Raw genomic sequence first — 15,692 nt, 5'->3', positions numbered from 1 at the left:
TGTCGCACTGGCGCCCTTGCGATAGCGTTGCGGCGGAGTCACAGGGGTCGTGCGGTCCACAGGGAAATGAGTCCGACCGCCGGTTTCTCATGGATTGGAAACCCCGACTCGGGCTGTTGGTCTTATGGCGCGCATCCTCAAAGACCCGGCTTACGTCCACCTCCACGTTCACTCGTCGTTCTCCCTGCTCGAGGGCGCCCTCAAGGTCGCCGACATCGTCAAGGCGGCGCTGGCCGACCGGCAGCCGGCCCTGGCGCTCACCGATACCAACAACCTGTTCGGCGCGCTGGAATTCTCCGAGAAGGCCGCCGGCGCCGGCATCCAGCCCATTCCCGGCCTCCAGCTCACCGTGGCCTTCGAGGCGCCCGACCCGACGGCACGCGTCGGGCAGGCACAGGCCGGCTGCGCCAATATCGTGGTGCTGGCGCAAGACGAGACCGGCTACGGCAACCTGCTGCGGCTGGCGAGCCGGGCCTATTTCGACGGGGCCCTCGGCGACGCCCCCCGGGTCGGGGTCGAGGCCCTGGCCGAGTCGAGCGCCGGCCTGATCGCCCTGACCGGCGGCTCCACCGGGCCCCTCGACAGCGCCCTGCGGATGGGCCGGGCCGAGCTCGCCGCCGGCCGCCTGGCGCAGCTGCGCGCGGCCTTCGGCGAGGACAACCTCTACGTCGAGATCCTGCGCCATGGCCTGCCCGACGAGCGCATGATCGAGCGCGAATTGCTGCGGCTCGCCGACGGCCACGGCCTCTCGGTGGTGGCGGCCAACGAGCCGTTCTTCGCCCGCGAGAGCGATTACGACGCCCACGACGCGCTCCTGGCCATCGCGGACGGCCGCCTCGTCTCGGACGACCGCCGCCGCAGGCTGACTCCGCGCCACGGCTTCAAGACCCGCGCGGAGATGGCGACCCTGTTCGCCGACCTGCCCGACGCCCTCAACGGCACCGTCGAGATCGCCATGCGCTGCGCCCACCGCGTGCGCACCCGCAAGCCGATCCTGCCGAATTTCGGCGTCGTCGCCGCCCTCGACGCCGCCGCCCCCGAGGCCGAGGCGGCGCCGCCCCTCGACGAGCCGGCGGAGTTGCGCCGGCAGGCGGAGGCCGGCCTCGAATTGCGCCTCGCCCAGCACGGCACCGCGCCGGGCATGTCCGAGCAGGTCTACCGCGACCGCCTGGCCTTCGAGCTCGACGTCATCGTGGGCATGAAGTTTCCCGGCTACTTCCTCATCGTGTCGGACTTCATCAAGTGGGCCAAGGACCACGACATCCCGGTGGGGCCGGGCCGCGGCTCCGGCGCCGGCTCCCTGGTGGCCTGGTCGCTGCTCATCACCGACCTCGACCCCTTGCGCTTCGGCCTGCTGTTCGAGCGCTTCCTCAACCCCGAGCGCGTCTCGATGCCGGATTTCGACATCGATTTCTGCGTCGAGGGCCGCGAGCGCGTGATCCAGTACGTGCAGCAGCGCTACGGCGAGCGGCAGGTGGCGCAGATCATCACCTTCGGCACGCTGCTCGCCCGCGGCGTGCTGCGCGACGTCGGCCGCGTGCTGGAGATGCCCTACGGGCAGGTCGACAAGCTGACCAAGCTCGTGCCGCAGAACCCGGCCAACCCCGTCACCCTGGTCCAGGCCATCGAGGGCGAGCCCAAGCTTCAGCAGGCGATCGAGGAGGAGCCGATCGTAGCCCGCCTCATGGAGATCTCGAAGAAGCTCGAGGGCCTGCACCGGCACGCCTCGACCCACGCCGCCGGCGTCGTCATCGGCGACCGTCCCCTCGAGCAGCTGGTGCCGCTCTACCGCGACCCGAAGACCGGGATGCGGGTGACCCAGTTCAATATGAAGTGGGTCGAGGCCGCGGGCCTCGTGAAGTTCGACTTCCTCGGCCTGAAGACGCTGACGCTGCTGCGTTGCTGCACCGACTTCCTGGCCAAGCGCGGCATCATCGTCGACCTCGCCTCGCTGCCCCTCGACGACCCGGCGACCTACGCGCCGATGAAGCGCGGCGAGACGGTGGGCGTGTTCCAGGTGGAATCGGCCGGCATGCGCAAGGCGCTGGTCGAGATGCAGGCCGACCGCTTCGAGGACATCATCGCCCTGGTGGCGCTCTACCGTCCAGGCCCGATGGCCAATATCCCGGTCTATTGCGAGCGCAAGCTTGGGCGCGACGCCGGCAACGAGGCGAGCTGGTACCCGCACGAGAAGCTGGAGCCGATCCTCAAGGAGACCTTCGGCATCATCGTCTACCAGGAACAGGTGATGGAGGTGGCCAAGGTCCTGGCCGGCTACTCCCTGGGTGAAGCCGACATGCTCCGCCGCGCCATGGGCAAGAAGATCAAGGCCGAGATGGACGCCCAGCGCGACCGCTTCGTGAAGGGCTGCGTCGAGCGCAACCTGACCAAGGCCAAGGCCAACGAGATTTTCGACCTGCTCGCCAAGTTCGCTGATTACGGCTTCAACAAGTCGCACGCCGCGGCCTACGCCCTGCTGACCTACCAGACCGCCTACCTGAAGGCGAACCACCCGGTGGAGTTCCTGGCCGCCGCGATGCAGCTCGACATCGACGTCACCGACAAGCTCGCGGAGTTCCGCCAGGACGCCCAGCGCCTGAAGATCACCGTCGAGCCGCCCTCGATCAACACCTCGGGCGTCGGCTTCGAGGTGCACGAGGGCCGCATCTCCTACGCCCTGTCGGCGATCAAGGGCGTCGGGCGCGGCGCCGTCGAGAGCATCGTGCAGGCCCGCGGCGACCGGCCCTTCAAGGACCTCGCCTGCCTCGCCCGCCGCATCAACCCGCGGATGATCAACAAGCGCACCCTGGAGAACCTCGTGGCGGCCGGCGCCATGGACCCGATCGAGCCGAACCGGGCCCGGGCCTGCGCCGCCATCGAGCCGATGATGAAGCTGGCGCAAGGGGCGGCCGAGGCCGAGAGCACCGGCATCGTCGACATGTTCGGCGGGGTCACCGCCGCCGACGTCACCCTGCGGATCCCGAACTACGATCCCTGGCCGATGGCCGACAAGCTGAAGAAGGAATACGACGCGATCGGCTTCTTCCTCTCGGGCCATCCCCTGGACGAGTACGGCGACCTGCTGAGCAAGCTTCGGGTCCAGACCTGGGCCGAGTTCTGCCGGGCGGTGCGCGCCGGCACCACCAGCGTGGGCCGCGTGGCAGCCTCGGTCCTCGACCGCTCGGAGCGCCGGACCAAGACCGGCAACAAGCTCGGCATCGTCATCCTCTCGGACCAGACCGGGCATTTCGAGGCGATCATCTTCTCGGAAGGCCTCGGCCAGTACCGTGAGATCCTGGAGCCCGGACGCCCCCTGGTGCTGCAGCTCCAGGCCAACCTCGAGGGCGAGGACGTGCGCGCCCGCATCATGACCGCCGAACCCCTCGACGTGGCGGTGGCCCGCCACCAGAAGGGCATGCGCGTCTACCTGCGCGATGAGCGCCCGATCCCCAGCGTGCAGCAGCGCCTGCAGGTGCGCGGGGAGGGTGAGGTCTCCCTCATTCTCCTCCTCGACGGCGCCCGTGAGGTCGAGGTCAAGCTGCCCGGCAAGTACCAGGCGACGCCCCAGATCGCCGGAGCGCTCCGGGCCGTGCCGGGGGTGGTGCAGGTCGAGGTGAACTGAGGCGCCGGCCCGGCTTCCGGGATGGGCACCTGAGCGTCGGCCGGGCAGGAAGGGCCCGACCGAAGCCCCCTCTCACGCGGCGCGGATGGCGGCGAGGAAGCCTTCCACCTCCTGGCGCACGTTGACCGACTGGACCGAGAGTTCGCCCGCCGCCATCAGCACCTGATGGGCTGCCGAGCCAGTCTCACCCGTGGAGGCCAGGACCCGGGCGACGTTCATCGAGACGTCCTGGGTCCCGCGCGCCGCCTCGGCGGCGTTGCGCGAGATCTCGCCGGTCGCCGCGGTCTGCTCCACCACCGTCGCGGCGATGCTCTCCGTGATCGCGTTCACTGAGACGATGGTCTGGCCGATCTGGCGGATCGCCGCGACGGCCTGCGCCGTGGCCTGCTGGATCGCCGTGATCTGGCCGCCGATCTGGTCGGTGGCGCGAGCGGTCTGGCCGGCGAGTTCCTTGACCTCGGCGGCGACCACCGCGAAGCCGCGCCCGGCTTCCCCGGCGCGGGCCGCCTCGATGGTGGCGTTCAGCGCCAGCAGGTTGGTCTGGCCGGCGATGCTGGAGATCATCGTCACGGCCTCGCCGATGCGGTCGGCGGCCTGCATCAGGCTGCCCATGGCGACGTCCGTCGCCTGCGCCTCGCGGGCGGCGGTCCCAGCGGCGGCGTTGGATTGCTGAACCTGGCGCTCGATCTCGTGCAGGGAGGCGACCATCTCCTCGGCGGCGGCCGCCACGGTCTGCACGTTCGCGGAGGTCTCCTCCGCGGCGGCGCTGGAGGCGACCGCCTGGCCGTTGGTGCTCTCGGCCACCTGGCTCATCGAGCGCGCGGTCGCGTCGAGTTCGGTCGCCGCGGAGGTGACGATGCCGATCGCGCCGGAGATGGACTGCTCGAAACTCTGCACGAGCCCGTCGACCCGGTCGGCCCGGCGCTGGCGCGCCGACTGCGCCGCGACCTGCTGCGCCTCCAGTTCGAGGCGCGCGATCGCGTTCTGGCGGAACACGTCGACGGCCTTGGCCATCTCGCCCATCTCGTCCACCGCATCCTGCGACGGCACCGTGACCGCCGTCTCGCCGGCGGCCAGGCGGCTCATCGCGCCCGTCATGCCGGTGATCGGGCCGATGATGCTGCGCGCGATCAGGAAGGCGAGGGCGCCGCCGAGGGCCAGCGCCAGGGCGACGAAGGCCATCTGCAGGGTACGGGCGCGGCCGACGCTGGCCTCGGTGGCCGCACTGATCTCGGCGACCGCCGCCTCGATCTTCGTCCGGATCACCAGGCCCGCCTGCATCAGGGCCGCCGCGTGCGGCTTGAGCTTGTCGTCGTAGGCGACCCGGGTGCCGTCGATCGCGGCGGCGGCGGCGTTGAAGGCACCGACATAGGCGCCGACCGTCTCCTGCAACTGCTTGATCGGCCGCGTGAATTCGGCGGCGGTATCGAGCTCCCGCAGCACCTTGAGGGCGGCTTCGGCCTTCTGGCTGTTGGTGGCGAAGGTCGCCGGACCCTGGGGATCGCGGGTGGCGAGGAAGCGCCAGTTCGCCACCCGCATCAGCAGGACCGCGCTCTCGACCTGCGCGGCCTGGGCGACCTGCGCCGCCGATCCGCTCCGGCGGATCTCGGTGGTCAGGGCGCCGGTCACGCGGGTCAGCTCGTCGCCGGTGCGGAACAGCTTGCCCCGGCTCTCCGCCAGCGCCTCGCCGGCCTGGCCGAGGCGCTGGATGTCCTCCTTCAGCACGGCGGACTCGTCGCGCATGGCGGCATACGTCGCCCGGCGCTCCTCGGAGACGGCGATGTCGACTTGGCGCTGGAGCAGGGTCGCGATGCCCTGGCGCGTCTGCTCCATCTGGCCGACCTGCTCGGACTTCTGGTTCGCCTGGTAGTCCAGGGCCTGGCCGAACAGGCGTTCGCCGAGCCCGTTCACCGAGAAGACGTTCCGAGCGCCCTCTTCGAGGCGGGCGAGCTGGGCGTAGTCGGCGGCGACGGAGGCGAGCTGATACTGTGCGGTGGCCCCGATTCCGGCGGTGATGACGATCAGACTGCCGAAGCCGGCATAGAGGCGCGTGCGAATACCGAATTTCATCGACGTTGTCCGATCGAGGGAAAAGCTGTGCCTCCTCACTGTATACAGTGGGGGATAAATAAGTATTAAGCCTGAGGTTAGCCACTATCACAGTCGCGCTTTGAGCTGTTTTTGTTCAACTCAGTCTTCACCCCTATAGAGCCGTGATCGGATTTCGTCCGGTACGGGGATCATAGGTTGTCGTCTCTTCCGCATTGCTCGGGCGCCGGGCTGGCTCGATCCCTCGGTTTGCCGGCCCGTGAACTCAGGCGCCGAGCGGAACCGAGATTCCGGCGGCGACCCGCGCCTGCAGCCGCTGCGCCACCATCGCCTGCAGGGTCATCAGGTGCGGGCAGCGGATGCCTTCCGCGAGGCAGGCGGACACGGTGCGGAACAGGTATTCGGCACTGGGGCCGAGATGTCCGGCCCCGGCGGCGATCCGATCCGCGATCGTTTCGTCTGCGATTGGGCCGGTGTAGCGGTCGCTCTCGGGGTTCACCAGGAAGGTCAGGGCCTGGATCGTGCCGGCGGCCGTCTCCACCGGCACCCAGCGCCCGATATAGCCGTTGCCGCGCATCTCGCGGCGCCAGACCGGCAGCAGGGTCTCGGCGGCCTCGGGGCCGGTCAGCCGGAAGGCGACCCCCTCGCAACTGCCGCCCGCGTCCAGGGCCAGGACGAGGCCGGGATTGTCGGCGCTGCCGCGGAACCGGCGCTGGAGCAGGCAGAAGCGCCGGTGATAACCGTGGACCGTGCCGACCCGGCGCTCGGAATAGGTGAATTCCGGCTGCCAGATCAGCGAGCCGTAGCCGAACACCCATAGGCCCTCGGCGGGCATCGGCCGGGCGGCGAGGGCGGCGGCGAGGCCCGGTGCCAGCTCGGCATCCGTCATCAGGGCCAGGGCGGTGGCGTCGTCCGCCACCGGCATCGGATGGGCGCGGGCGATCAGGTCGAGGTTCAGGTCGAGGGGCTGGTCCGGCATGGCCCCAGCGAACCATCCCGGCGGGCGGGGTGCAAGAGTCGCGACCCTGAGAAGACTCCCGAAATGGCTCTGCTTGAAATGGCTCTGCTTGAAATGGCTTGGCTTTGAATGGCTTGGCTCTCAGGTTTTGGCGCCGGCCATCGTCTCGAGTTCGGGCAGCGGCTCGCTGCGGTGGAAGTCGCAGACCTCCTTGTCCTCGTCGATGACGCTGAGGACTCCGGCCTTCTCCTGGATGACGATCTTGAGTCGCTCGGCCCGGCCGAACGTGCGCCCCCGCATCCGGCTCGACACGCAGTAGAGGGCTCGTCCCTCGTCGAGGAAGGGTCCGGAGACCCGGCTCTGGACGAACCGGACCGGGATCAGCGAGATCGATCCGAATTCCGGCTGGCGCAAGGCGAGGGCGGCGAGGCGCTCGTGCATGGGCGCGGTGGCGGACGGCGTCGGGATCGCCGCGCGGACGCCGCAGCCGGCGAGGCCTACGCCCGCGAGGCCCGCGAGAAGGAGGCCAGGGCGCGGCAGGCGGCAGGTGCGGGGCATGGCGGGATGGCCTCGGTTCGTTTCGGATCGGATCGAGTCTAGCATGATTCGCGTCCCGCGAGAGTCGATGTGGAGATGCAACCGGATTCGTCGGCGGCATTTGCAAGGGACGGGCATCGCCGTAAGACGACGCATGCAATGGACCGACGAGGCCCTGGTGCTCGGTCTGCGCCGACAGGGCGAGACCAGCGTCATCCTCGAACTCATGACCCGGAACCACGGCCGCCATCTCGGGCTCGTGCATGGCGGGCGCTCGCGCCGGATGCAGCCGGTGCTGCAGGCCGGCAACCGGGTCCAGGCCACCTGGAGGGCGCGCCTCGACGAGAGCCTGGGCGCCTTCGCGGTCGAGCCCGTCGAATCCGTCGCCGCCCGGCTGATGGGCTCCGGGCTCGCCCTCTACGGCATGAGTTACCTCGCCGGCCTGCTGCGCCTGCTGCCCGAGCGCGATCCCCATCCCGAGCTGTTCGCGGCGGCCGGGCTCCTCGTCGCCCACCTGCACGACCCGGACATCGCCCCGCCCCTGATGGTGCGCTTCGAACTCGCCATCCTGGCCGAGCTCGGCTTCGGGCTCGATCTGGCGGCCTGCGCCGCCACGGGGGGCAACGACGCCCTGATCTACGTCTCGCCCCGCAGCGGGCGGGCGGTGAGCGCCTCGGCCGGCGAGCCCTACCGCGACAAGCTGCTGGCGCTGCCGGACTTCCTGCGCGGGCGCCCGCCCGACGCCCCGCTGCCGATGACGCCGGACGCCCGGGACGTTACCGAGGGGTTTACCTTGACGGGGTATTTCCTCGACCAGCACATATGGGGGCCGCGCGCGATCCCCGTGCCCGAGGAGCGCGCGCGCTTCGTTGCATTGGGCACGCGGAACGCCTAAATTCCGTTCGTGGTTTGTTCTGATTTGGGTCCCCTGCGGCCCGGGAGTTCGTGATGGGCCAGCCCTTCGAGCCGCCATCGGGTCCCGATGGCATCGAGAGCGTCGAACTGAAGACCGCGCTGGAGGATCGCTACCTCGCCTATGCGCTGTCGACGATCATGCACCGGGCGCTGCCCGATGCCCGCGACGGGCTCAAGCCCGTCCATCGCCGCATCCTGTTCGCCATGCGGCTCCTGAAGCTCGACCCGACCTCGGCCTTCAAGAAATGCGCCCGCATCGTCGGCGACGTCATCGGCAAGTATCACCCGCACGGCGACACGGCGGCCTACGACGCCCTGGTGCGCATGGCGCAGGACTTCGCGCAGCGCTACCCGCTCGTCGACGGGCAGGGCAATTTCGGCAACATCGACGGCGATAATGCCGCCGCCCAGCGCTACACCGAGGCCCGGATGACGGAGGTGGCGCGCCTCCTCCTCGAAGGCCTCGACGACGATTCGGTGGATTTCCGCCCGAACTACGACGGGCAGGAGGAGGAGCCGGTGGTGCTCCCCGCCGCCTTCCCGAACCTGCTCGCCAACGGCTCGCAGGGCATCGCGGTCGGCATGGCGACCTCGATCCCGCCTCACAACGCGGCCGAGCTCTGCGACGCGGCGCTCTACCTCATCACCCACCCGGAGGCGACCTCGGCTCAGCTCCTCACCTTCGTGAAGGGGCCGGACTTCCCCACCGGCGGCATCCTGATCGACAGCGCCGAATCGATCACCGAGGCCTACCGCACCGGGCGCGGCGGCTTCCGCGTGCGCGCGCGCTGGGCCAAGGAGGATCTTGGGCGCGGGACCTGGACCATCGTGGTCACGGAGATCCCCTACGGCGTGCAGAAGGCGCGCCTGATCGAGAAGCTCGCGGAGCTGCTGCAGGAGCGCAAGCTGCCGCTGCTCGCCGACGTGCGCGACGAATCGGCCGAGGACGTGCGCATCGTGCTGGAGCCGCGGGCCCGCAACGTCGACCCCGTCATCCTGATGGAATCGCTGTTCCGGCTCACCGAGCTCGAGTCGCGCATCTCGCTCAACATGAACGTACTGGTGGGCGGGCTCGTGCCCCGCGTCATCGGCCTCGCCGAGGCGCTGCGCGAGTGGCTCGACCACCGCCGCGTCGTGCTCCAGCGCCGCTCGCGCCACCGCCTCGCCCAGATCGACCGCCGCCTGGAGATCCTCGGCGGCCTGCTCATCGTCTATCTCGACCTCGACGAGGTGATCCGCATCATCCGCGAGGAGGACGAGCCGAAGCCCGCCCTGATGAAGCGCTTCGAGCTCACTGAGATTCAGGCCAACGCCATCCTCGACACGCGCCTGCGCTCCTTGCGCAAGCTCGAGGAGATGGAGATGAAGCGCGAACTCGACGCGTTGACCCAGGAGAAGGACGGCATCGAGGGCCTGCTCGGCTCCGACAAGCTGCAATGGGCCGACATCACCAAGCAGATCCGCGCGGTGAAGAAGACCTTCGGCCCCGAGACCAAGATCGGCGCCCGGCGCACCACCCTCGAGAACCCGCCCGACACCGCCGGCATCGACTTCGCCGCCGCCATGGTGGAGCGCGAGCCCGTCACCGTGATCGTCTCCAACAAGGGCTGGATCCGCGCCCTCAAGGGCCACGTCGCCGACCTGTCGGGCGTGGCCTTCAAGGGCGACGACGGCCTCAAGCTCGCCTTTCCGAGCGAGACCACGGCCAAGCTGCTGGTGCTGGCCTCGAACGGCAAGGTGTTCACCCTGGAGGCGTCCAAGCTGCCGGGCGGGCGCGGCTTCGGCGACCCGATCCGCCTGATGGTGGATTTCGACGACGGCACCGAGATCGTCGCGGCCATCCCCTACCAGCCCGGCGCGAAGGTCCTGGTCGCGGCCACCGACGGGCGTGGCTTCCTGGCGCCGGCCGACGCGCTGGTCGCCAACACCCGCAAGGGCAAGGGGATCATGGGCCTCGACGCGCCGGCGACGGCCGCCGTGCTGGTACCGGCGGCCGGCGACCACATCGCGGTGTGCAGCGCCGACCGGCTGATGCTGGTCTTCCCATTAAGCGAGCTGCCCGAGATGGTGCGCGGCAAGGGCGTGCGCCTGCAACGCTGCCGCCAGACGACGCTCACCGACGCCCACGTCTTCACCCTGGCCGAGGGCCTGCCCTGGCGCGAGGCCGGTGGCGAGGCGCGGCTCGCCCAGGCGAGCATCCTGGAGAAGTGGATGGGCCACCGTTCGGACGCGGGCACGCTGATGACCCGGAGCTTCCCGAAATTCGAGCGGTTCGGGAAGTAGGGTGGTTCGGAAAGTAGGGCCGGGTCGAGCGGAGGGCGAAGGCCGCGCAGTCCGCTCGATCCTTGCCGCTCGATCCTCGCCGCTTGATCCCTGCCGCCAGGGTTGCGATATCTCAGTGGTGTGATTCAGCGCGACGAGAGACGGCTCCGATGGCCGAGGGTGCAATACCGCTGACGCCCGACCTCGAGGAGCAGATCGGCCGCATCCGTCGTACGCGCGAGGAAAGCGAAAAATTCGTCGCCGAGCAGCGGAAGTTGATGGCTGAGGCCATGAAGCGCGAGCGCGACCGGATGCTCGCACCCTGGCAGGTTGCCCTATCCGGTATGGCAGCCGGTGCCGCCCTCTTCGGGGCGGGGGCGGCGTTCATCAAGATCATCGGTGGGTGACGCGGGATCACCTGCACGCGAATGGTTTCGGCCGAGTCACGCTCGGACGCCACCCTCTTCGTACCCATGCCTCTCAGTCAAGGGAGGCATGGAGCAGGATGCGGACTCCCCGGCGCAGGAGGGTCAGCGGCGGCGGAACTGGCCGCGCATCGGCGGGCGCGGGCCGGCGGAGCGCTCGTCCTTGTGTCGGAACACGAGACGGCCCTTCTCCAGGTCGTAGGGGGACATCTCGACGGTGACCCGGTCGCCGGCCAGAGTCTTGATGCGGTTCTTCTTCATCTTGCCGGCCGTGTAGGCCACGATCTCGTGGCCCTGATCGAGCTGCACGCGGTAGCGCGCGTCCGGCAGGATCTCGATCACGAGACCGTCGAACTGCATCAACTCTTCTTTCGCCATCCACACTCTCCAGCCGGACGGCCTGAAAGGGGCGACCCGGGACACAAAACGAAGCCGTTCGGCAAAACGCAGCGGGCGGCGGGTCCGATCCCATCGGATGCGCAACACCGGCGAGCGTTGCCCCGACATAATGTCCGGACCGGCCGGAAGCAAGCTTTTCCCGATGCAGACCGGTGATGAACCCGGCACAGGCCGCACGAAGATTCGGAAAGATCAAGATTCGGCGCGCGATTCACACCGTTCGGCCCGCGATTTCGTCGCGCGGCGCGTCCCACCCTGCCGTGCGACGGCGCTGAGGGCCGCCTTCAGGGCGTGACGTCGTTGCCGGCATAGTCGATCCGTCCGTCCGGGGTCCGCTTCCAGGCCTGCAGGATGGTGCCCGGCCGTCGGGGATCGGGCCTGAGGTCGCCCCGGGCATCGTAGGCGAGCTCGCCGAGAACCGTCCGCAGGGCGCGGCCCTGGTGCAGGTAGGCGGCGACCGCCCGACCATCCGCCACGCCGGCCCCCAGAATGCCCTGGCGCAGGACTTCGACGGCCGCATAGGCCTGGGCGGCCACCGCGTTCGCCTCCGGGTTGCGCGGCAGCCTCGCGGTTTTCGCCTCTGGCCCCTTGGCCTCGGGCAGCCGGGGCGGATCGGGGGTCAGGGTCATCACCGTGCCCTCGGCCGCGGCGCCGGCCGCCTGCGGAAAGGCCGGATCGAGGAGGCCGTCGCTGCCCACCAGGGGCGCGTTCAGCCCGGCCTCGCGCAGGCCGCGCAGGAGCACGGCCGCATCCGCCGCGAGGCCGCCGAAATACACGACCTCGACGCGGGCCCGCTTCAGGCGCGCGACCAGTCCGGAGAGGTCGCGCTCGCCGCGGGTCAGGGTCTCGAAGGCCGCCTCCGGCTGGCCCGCGGCCTTCAGGGTGCGGCTCACGCCCTCCGCGAGCCCGCGGCCGAACGGACTCTTGTCGTGCACGAGGCCGACGCGCTGGCCGCCGTGACGGCCGAGGAGGTAGGCCCCGGCGAGCGTTCCCTGCTCGGCCTCGTTCGGCACGGTGCGGAACACGTTCCACCAGCCCCGGGCCGTCAGCCCGGGATAGCCGCTGCCCGGCGTCACGGCGACGATGCCGGCCTCCTCGTAGACCGGCAGCGCCAGCCCCGCGACGCCGGCATTGAAGGGGCCGACCACGAGGCCGATACGCTCGGTGGCGAACCGCCGGGCGACGGCGAGGCCCTGCTTGCCCTCGCCGGCATCGTCGGCGATCACCAGGACGAGGCGCTGCCCGTTGACGCCGCCGGCCCGGTTCAGATCGGCCACCGCCTGCTCGGCCCCGAGGCGCAGGCCCTGTCCGAAGGCGGCGTCCGGGCCGCTCAGCGGCGCCGACAGCCCGATCCGGACCTGCGCCTCGGCGCGGCCGGACGCCGGACCGGCCAGCAAGCCGGCGAAGGTGAGGGCGCAGGCGGCGGCGCGGAGGCTGGGCATCGAGGCGCGAATCCATCGGGGCGGGTGAGCGGGGCCGCACGATAGGGCCGCTTGGTCGGTGCGGAAAGTCACGCCGGTTGGTGCGGCACGTCACGGCCCGGCATCGGCGTCCGCCGGATCGCATTGCCACGGCCGCGCGGGACCTTACCTCGTGCTCTCGGGTTCCCCATTCGCGGGTCCGATCCCGCGCCGGAGTTCGTCAGGGCCATGCTCTCCACCGACAACGACATCCTCGGGGCCGCCGAGGCCTGGCGCCGGGCGGGCCGCACGGTGGCGCTCGCCACCGTGATCGAGACCTGGGGCTCGGCCCCGCGGCCGGTGGGCAGCCATCTCGTCGTGGACGGCGAGGGCAACTTCCTCGGCTCGGTCTCGGGCGGCTGCGTCGAGGGCGCGGTGATCACTGAGGGCCTGGAGGCGATCGCGGACGGGCGCGCGCGGGTGATCGAGTTCGGCGTGGCCGACGAGACCGCCTGGCGGGTCGGCCTGTCCTGCGGCGGGCGCATCCGCGTCTTCGTCGAGCCCGTGGCCTGAGGCGCCGGCATGCAGCTCGAAACCCTCGCGATCCTCAATGCCGAGCGCGCCGCGCGCCGTGCTGCCATCCTGGTGACCGACCTCGGTGGCGGTGCCCAGCGGGTGGTGCGCGAGGCCGAGATCGCCGGCGACCCCCTTGCCGACCTCCTCGCCCGCCACCTCGCCTCCGGCAAGAGCGGCCTCGCGGAGGTGGAGGGCCGCTCCGTCTTCCTCACCGTGCAGGCGCCGCCGGTGCGGCTGGTGGTGATCGGCGCCGTGCATATCAGCCAGGCCCTGTGCCCGATGGCCCTGGCCCTCGACCTCGCCGTCACCGTCATCGATCCGCGCACCGCCTTCGCGACGCCGGAACGCTTTCCCGGCATCGACCTCGTGGCCGAATGGCCGGACGATGCCCTGGTCGGGCCGGTCCCGCCCCTCGACCGCTACTGCGCCGTGGCGGCCCTGACCCACGACCCGAAGATCGACGATCCGGCCCTGGCGGCCGCGCTCCGGGCTGGGTGCTTCTATGTCGGGGCCCTCGGCTCGCGCAAAACCCACGCGGCCCGCGTCGCCCGCCTCGCCCAGGCCGGGTTTTCCGAGGCCGAGATCGGCCGGATCGCGGCGCCGATCGGCCTTCCCATCCAGGCCGTCAGCCCGGCCGAGATCGCGGTCTCGATCCTGGCGCAGATCGTCGCCGCGCAGCGCACCCCCCGCACCGGAGCCGGCGCGTGAAGTTCGGCGCCGTCCCGACGCGCGAGGCCGCCGGGCTCATCGCCGCCCATACGGTGCGGTCCCACGACGTGACCCTGCGCAAGGGCCGGGTGATCCCGGCCGAGGACGCCGCGCGCCTCGCCGCCGCCGGGCTGTCCGAACTCGTGGCCGTCGCCCTGGAGCCGGGCGACGTGGCCGAGGACGCGGCAGCCGAGCGCCTCGCCGCGCATCTCGCCGGCCCGCACTTGCGCCGCGAGCCGCCCTTCACCGGCCGCTGCAACCTGCACGCGGCCACTGCCGGGCTCCTGCATATCGACCGGGCCGCCGTCGACGCCGTCAACGGCATCGACGAGTCGATCACGGTGGCGACGCTCGCGCCCTACAAGCCGGTGGTGGCCGGCGAGATGGTCGCCACGGTGAAGATCATCCCCTACGCGGTCCCGGGCGCTGCCCTCGACCGGGCCTGCGGCGCCGCGCCCGTCGGGGCGCTCGCGGTCGCGCCCTACCGGTTGAGCCGGGTCGCCGTCGTCTCGACCCTGCTGCCCGGCCTCAAGCCCGCGACCATCGACAAGACGCTGGCCAACCTGCGCCACCGCCTCGCCCCCACGGGCGCCGAACTCGTCACCGACGCCCGGGTGCCCCATCGGCGCGAGGCCGTGGCCGATGCGATCCGGGCGGCCGTCGCAGAGGATCGCGCCGAGCTAGTGGTGGTGTTCGGCGCCTCGGCCATCGCCGACCGGCGCGACGTGATTCCCGCCGCGATCGAGGCGGCGGACGGGCACGTGGAGCATCTCGGCATGCCGGTGGACCCGGGCAACCTCCTCCTCGTCGGACGGGTCGCCGCGGTGCCGGTCATCGGCGCACCGGGCTGCGCGCGCTCGCCCAAGGAGAACGGCTTCGACTGGGTGCTGCACCGGCTGCTCGCCGAGCTCGCCGTGACCCGGGCCGACATCGTCGCCCTCGGCGTCGGCGGCCTCCTCATGGAGATCGTGTCGCGGCCCCAGCCCCGCTCCGGCGGCGACCCCGCCGAGGAGGAGGCCTGAGGCCGATGCCCGAACTCGGACTCATCCTGCTCGCGGCGGGGCGCGGGACCCGCTTCGGCGCGGAGCCGAAGCTGCTGCAGGCCCTGGCCGGGCGGGCCCTGGTGCGCCACGCAGCCGAGGCCGCCGTCGGCTCCGGGCTCGGCCCGGTGGTGGCGGTGCTCGGCGCCCATGCCGACCGGGTCGGAGCCGCCCTCGACGGGCTCGACCTCGTCCGGGTCGTGAACCCGGCCTATGCCGACGGCCTCGCCACCTCGCTCCAGGCCGGGCTCGCGGCCCTGCCGAGGGGTTTGGACGGTGCGATCGTGCTCCTCGGCGACATGCCCCGGGTGAGCGCCCGCCACCTGACGGCCCTGGCCGACGCCTTCCGTGCGGCGGACCCTTCCCCCTCTGCCGTGGTGCCGGTCCATGCGGGCGTGCGCGGCAACCCGGTCCTGCTGAACCTGCGGCGCTTGGGGCCGGCGCTTGCCGGCCTCTCCGGCGACCAGGGGGCGGGACGCCTGCTCGCCGGACGCGACGACGTGCTGGACTGCGCGATGGACGCCGGCGTCACCCAGGACGTCGACACGCCGGACGGCCTCGCCGCCCTGGCCTGAGGCGGCTCATTCCTGCCCCGCCGCCCGTGCCGGAACCCGCTTGGCCTCCGCCCGGCACCGGTCCGAGCAGTAGCGGACCTCGTCCCAGACCCGCTCCCACTTCTTGCGCCACGCGAACGGCTTGCCGCACTGGACGCAGATCTTGGTGGGGAGATCGGCCTTCTTGCGCATCCGCGCCATGGGATCTGCTCAATCGCTCGGGTGACGATATCGCCCTGATATAGGG

At 71.0% G+C, this 15,692-nt stretch carries 14 protein-coding genes; 8 read left to right on the top strand and 6 right to left on the bottom strand.

What is annotated here, in order from left to right; genetic code table 11:
- The first annotated feature begins 124 nt into the window (after positions 1-124).
- Positions 125-3,622: a DNA polymerase III subunit alpha gene (gene dnaE, locus ACXJY8_RS17625; RefSeq protein WP_463771370.1), complete on the top strand. Its 3,498-nt coding sequence runs from the start codon at positions 125-127 to the stop codon at positions 3,620-3,622.
- A gap of 72 nt (positions 3,623-3,694) precedes the next feature.
- Here dnaE and ACXJY8_RS17620 read toward each other — a convergent pair whose 3' ends face one another.
- The 3 genes from ACXJY8_RS17620 to ACXJY8_RS17610 form a co-directional block, all read right to left on the bottom strand.
- Positions 3,695-5,692, bottom strand: coding sequence for a methyl-accepting chemotaxis protein (locus tag ACXJY8_RS17620; RefSeq protein ID WP_463771367.1), 1,998 nt, complete (start codon positions 5,690-5,692; stop codon positions 3,695-3,697).
- A 244-nt stretch (positions 5,693-5,936) separates the two neighbouring features.
- On the bottom strand, positions 5,937-6,650 hold the full coding sequence (locus ACXJY8_RS17615; RefSeq protein ID WP_463771363.1) for a gamma-glutamylcyclotransferase: 714 nt from the start codon (positions 6,648-6,650) through the stop codon (positions 5,937-5,939).
- Positions 6,651-6,770: 120 nt separating this feature from the next.
- Positions 6,771-7,187 (bottom strand): hypothetical protein, encoded by a 417-nt coding sequence (locus ACXJY8_RS17610; protein ID WP_463771358.1) that lies wholly within the window; start codon positions 7,185-7,187, stop codon positions 6,771-6,773.
- Between the two features lie 133 nt (positions 7,188-7,320).
- Between ACXJY8_RS17610 and recO the strand changes: the two genes are divergently transcribed.
- From recO to ACXJY8_RS17595, 3 genes are all read left to right on the top strand, one after another.
- A complete protein-coding gene (gene recO, locus ACXJY8_RS17605; RefSeq protein ID WP_463771355.1) occupies positions 7,321-8,061 on the top strand; it encodes a DNA repair protein RecO in 741 nt (246 codons plus the stop codon).
- A gap of 53 nt (positions 8,062-8,114) precedes the next feature.
- Positions 8,115-10,364 (top strand): DNA topoisomerase IV subunit A, encoded by a 2,250-nt coding sequence (gene parC, locus ACXJY8_RS17600; RefSeq protein ID WP_463771352.1) that lies wholly within the window; start codon positions 8,115-8,117, stop codon positions 10,362-10,364.
- 149 nt (positions 10,365-10,513) lie between these two features.
- Positions 10,514-10,750 carry a hypothetical protein gene (locus ACXJY8_RS17595; RefSeq protein WP_463771350.1) on the top strand — a complete coding sequence of 79 codons (237 nt, stop codon included), beginning with the start codon at positions 10,514-10,516 and terminating at the stop codon, positions 10,748-10,750.
- Between the two features lie 123 nt (positions 10,751-10,873).
- On the opposite strand, the gene infA is transcribed toward ACXJY8_RS17595, so the two are convergent.
- On the bottom strand, positions 10,874-11,146 hold the full coding sequence (infA, locus tag ACXJY8_RS17590; RefSeq protein ID WP_055947419.1) for a translation initiation factor IF-1: 273 nt from the start codon (positions 11,144-11,146) through the stop codon (positions 10,874-10,876).
- 305 nt (positions 11,147-11,451) lie between these two features.
- Positions 11,452-12,609 (bottom strand): branched-chain amino acid ABC transporter substrate-binding protein, encoded by a 1,158-nt coding sequence (locus tag ACXJY8_RS17585; RefSeq protein WP_463771345.1) that lies wholly within the window; start codon positions 12,607-12,609, stop codon positions 11,452-11,454.
- Between the two features lie 207 nt (positions 12,610-12,816).
- Here ACXJY8_RS17585 and ACXJY8_RS17580 point away from each other — a divergent pair, with 207 nt between their 5' ends.
- From ACXJY8_RS17580 to ACXJY8_RS17565, 4 genes are read left to right on the top strand one after another with little or no spacing between them, the layout of a single operon-like run.
- Positions 12,817-13,140 (top strand): XdhC family protein, encoded by a 324-nt coding sequence (locus tag ACXJY8_RS17580; RefSeq protein WP_463771340.1) that lies wholly within the window; start codon positions 12,817-12,819, stop codon positions 13,138-13,140.
- A 9-nt stretch (positions 13,141-13,149) separates the two neighbouring features.
- Positions 13,150-13,851 (top strand): XdhC family protein, encoded by a 702-nt coding sequence (locus ACXJY8_RS17575; protein WP_463771338.1) that lies wholly within the window; start codon positions 13,150-13,152, stop codon positions 13,849-13,851.
- Complete coding sequence (locus ACXJY8_RS17570) at positions 13,848-14,873, top strand: molybdopterin-binding protein (RefSeq protein ID WP_463771336.1); 1,026 nt, start codon at positions 13,848-13,850, stop codon at positions 14,871-14,873. Before ACXJY8_RS17575 ends, ACXJY8_RS17570 begins: the two co-directional genes overlap by 4 nt.
- Positions 14,874-14,878: 5 nt before the next feature.
- Positions 14,879-15,466 (top strand): nucleotidyltransferase family protein, encoded by a 588-nt coding sequence (locus ACXJY8_RS17565; protein ID WP_463771334.1) that lies wholly within the window; start codon positions 14,879-14,881, stop codon positions 15,464-15,466.
- A gap of 6 nt (positions 15,467-15,472) precedes the next feature.
- On the opposite strand, the gene ACXJY8_RS17560 is transcribed toward ACXJY8_RS17565, so the two are convergent.
- The gene (locus ACXJY8_RS17560; RefSeq protein ID WP_463771330.1) at positions 15,473-15,646 is read right to left on the bottom strand and encodes a DUF2256 domain-containing protein; all 174 of its coding nucleotides are present in this window, start codon (positions 15,644-15,646) and stop codon (positions 15,473-15,475) included.
- Positions 15,647-15,692: the final 46 nt, after the last annotated feature.

It is taken from the genome of Methylobacterium sp. TK31 (genome assembly GCF_055361545.1).
Note: the sequence above shows the minus strand (reverse complement) of the source record. Positions and strands in the feature narration are given on the sequence as shown.

Excerpts from the sequence above, each read along its gene's own strand:
- ACXJY8_RS17560 (WP_463771330.1), bottom strand. The coding sequence starts at position 15,646 with ATGGCGCGGATGCGCAAGAAGGCCGATCTCCCCACCAAGATCTGCGTC.
- recO (WP_463771355.1), top strand. The coding sequence starts at position 7,321 with ATGCAATGGACCGACGAGGCCCTGGTGCTCGGTCTGCGCCGACAGGGC.
- ACXJY8_RS17595 (WP_463771350.1), top strand. The coding sequence starts at position 10,514 with ATGGCCGAGGGTGCAATACCGCTGACGCCCGACCTCGAGGAGCAGATC.
- ACXJY8_RS17585 (WP_463771345.1), bottom strand. The coding sequence starts at position 12,609 with ATGCCCAGCCTCCGCGCCGCCGCCTGCGCCCTCACCTTCGCCGGCTTG.
- ACXJY8_RS17615 (WP_463771363.1), bottom strand. The coding sequence starts at position 6,650 with ATGCCGGACCAGCCCCTCGACCTGAACCTCGACCTGATCGCCCGCGCC.
- ACXJY8_RS17565 (WP_463771334.1), top strand. The coding sequence starts at position 14,879 with ATGCCCGAACTCGGACTCATCCTGCTCGCGGCGGGGCGCGGGACCCGC.
- parC (WP_463771352.1), top strand. The coding sequence starts at position 8,115 with ATGGGCCAGCCCTTCGAGCCGCCATCGGGTCCCGATGGCATCGAGAGC.
- infA (WP_055947419.1), bottom strand. The coding sequence starts at position 11,146 with ATGGCGAAAGAAGAGTTGATGCAGTTCGACGGTCTCGTGATCGAGATC.
- ACXJY8_RS17580 (WP_463771340.1), top strand. The coding sequence starts at position 12,817 with ATGCTCTCCACCGACAACGACATCCTCGGGGCCGCCGAGGCCTGGCGC.
- ACXJY8_RS17575 (WP_463771338.1), top strand. The coding sequence starts at position 13,150 with ATGCAGCTCGAAACCCTCGCGATCCTCAATGCCGAGCGCGCCGCGCGC.
- ACXJY8_RS17610 (WP_463771358.1), bottom strand. The coding sequence starts at position 7,187 with ATGCCCCGCACCTGCCGCCTGCCGCGCCCTGGCCTCCTTCTCGCGGGC.
- dnaE (WP_463771370.1), top strand. The coding sequence starts at position 125 with ATGGCGCGCATCCTCAAAGACCCGGCTTACGTCCACCTCCACGTTCAC.
- ACXJY8_RS17620 (WP_463771367.1), bottom strand. The coding sequence starts at position 5,692 with ATGAAATTCGGTATTCGCACGCGCCTCTATGCCGGCTTCGGCAGTCTG.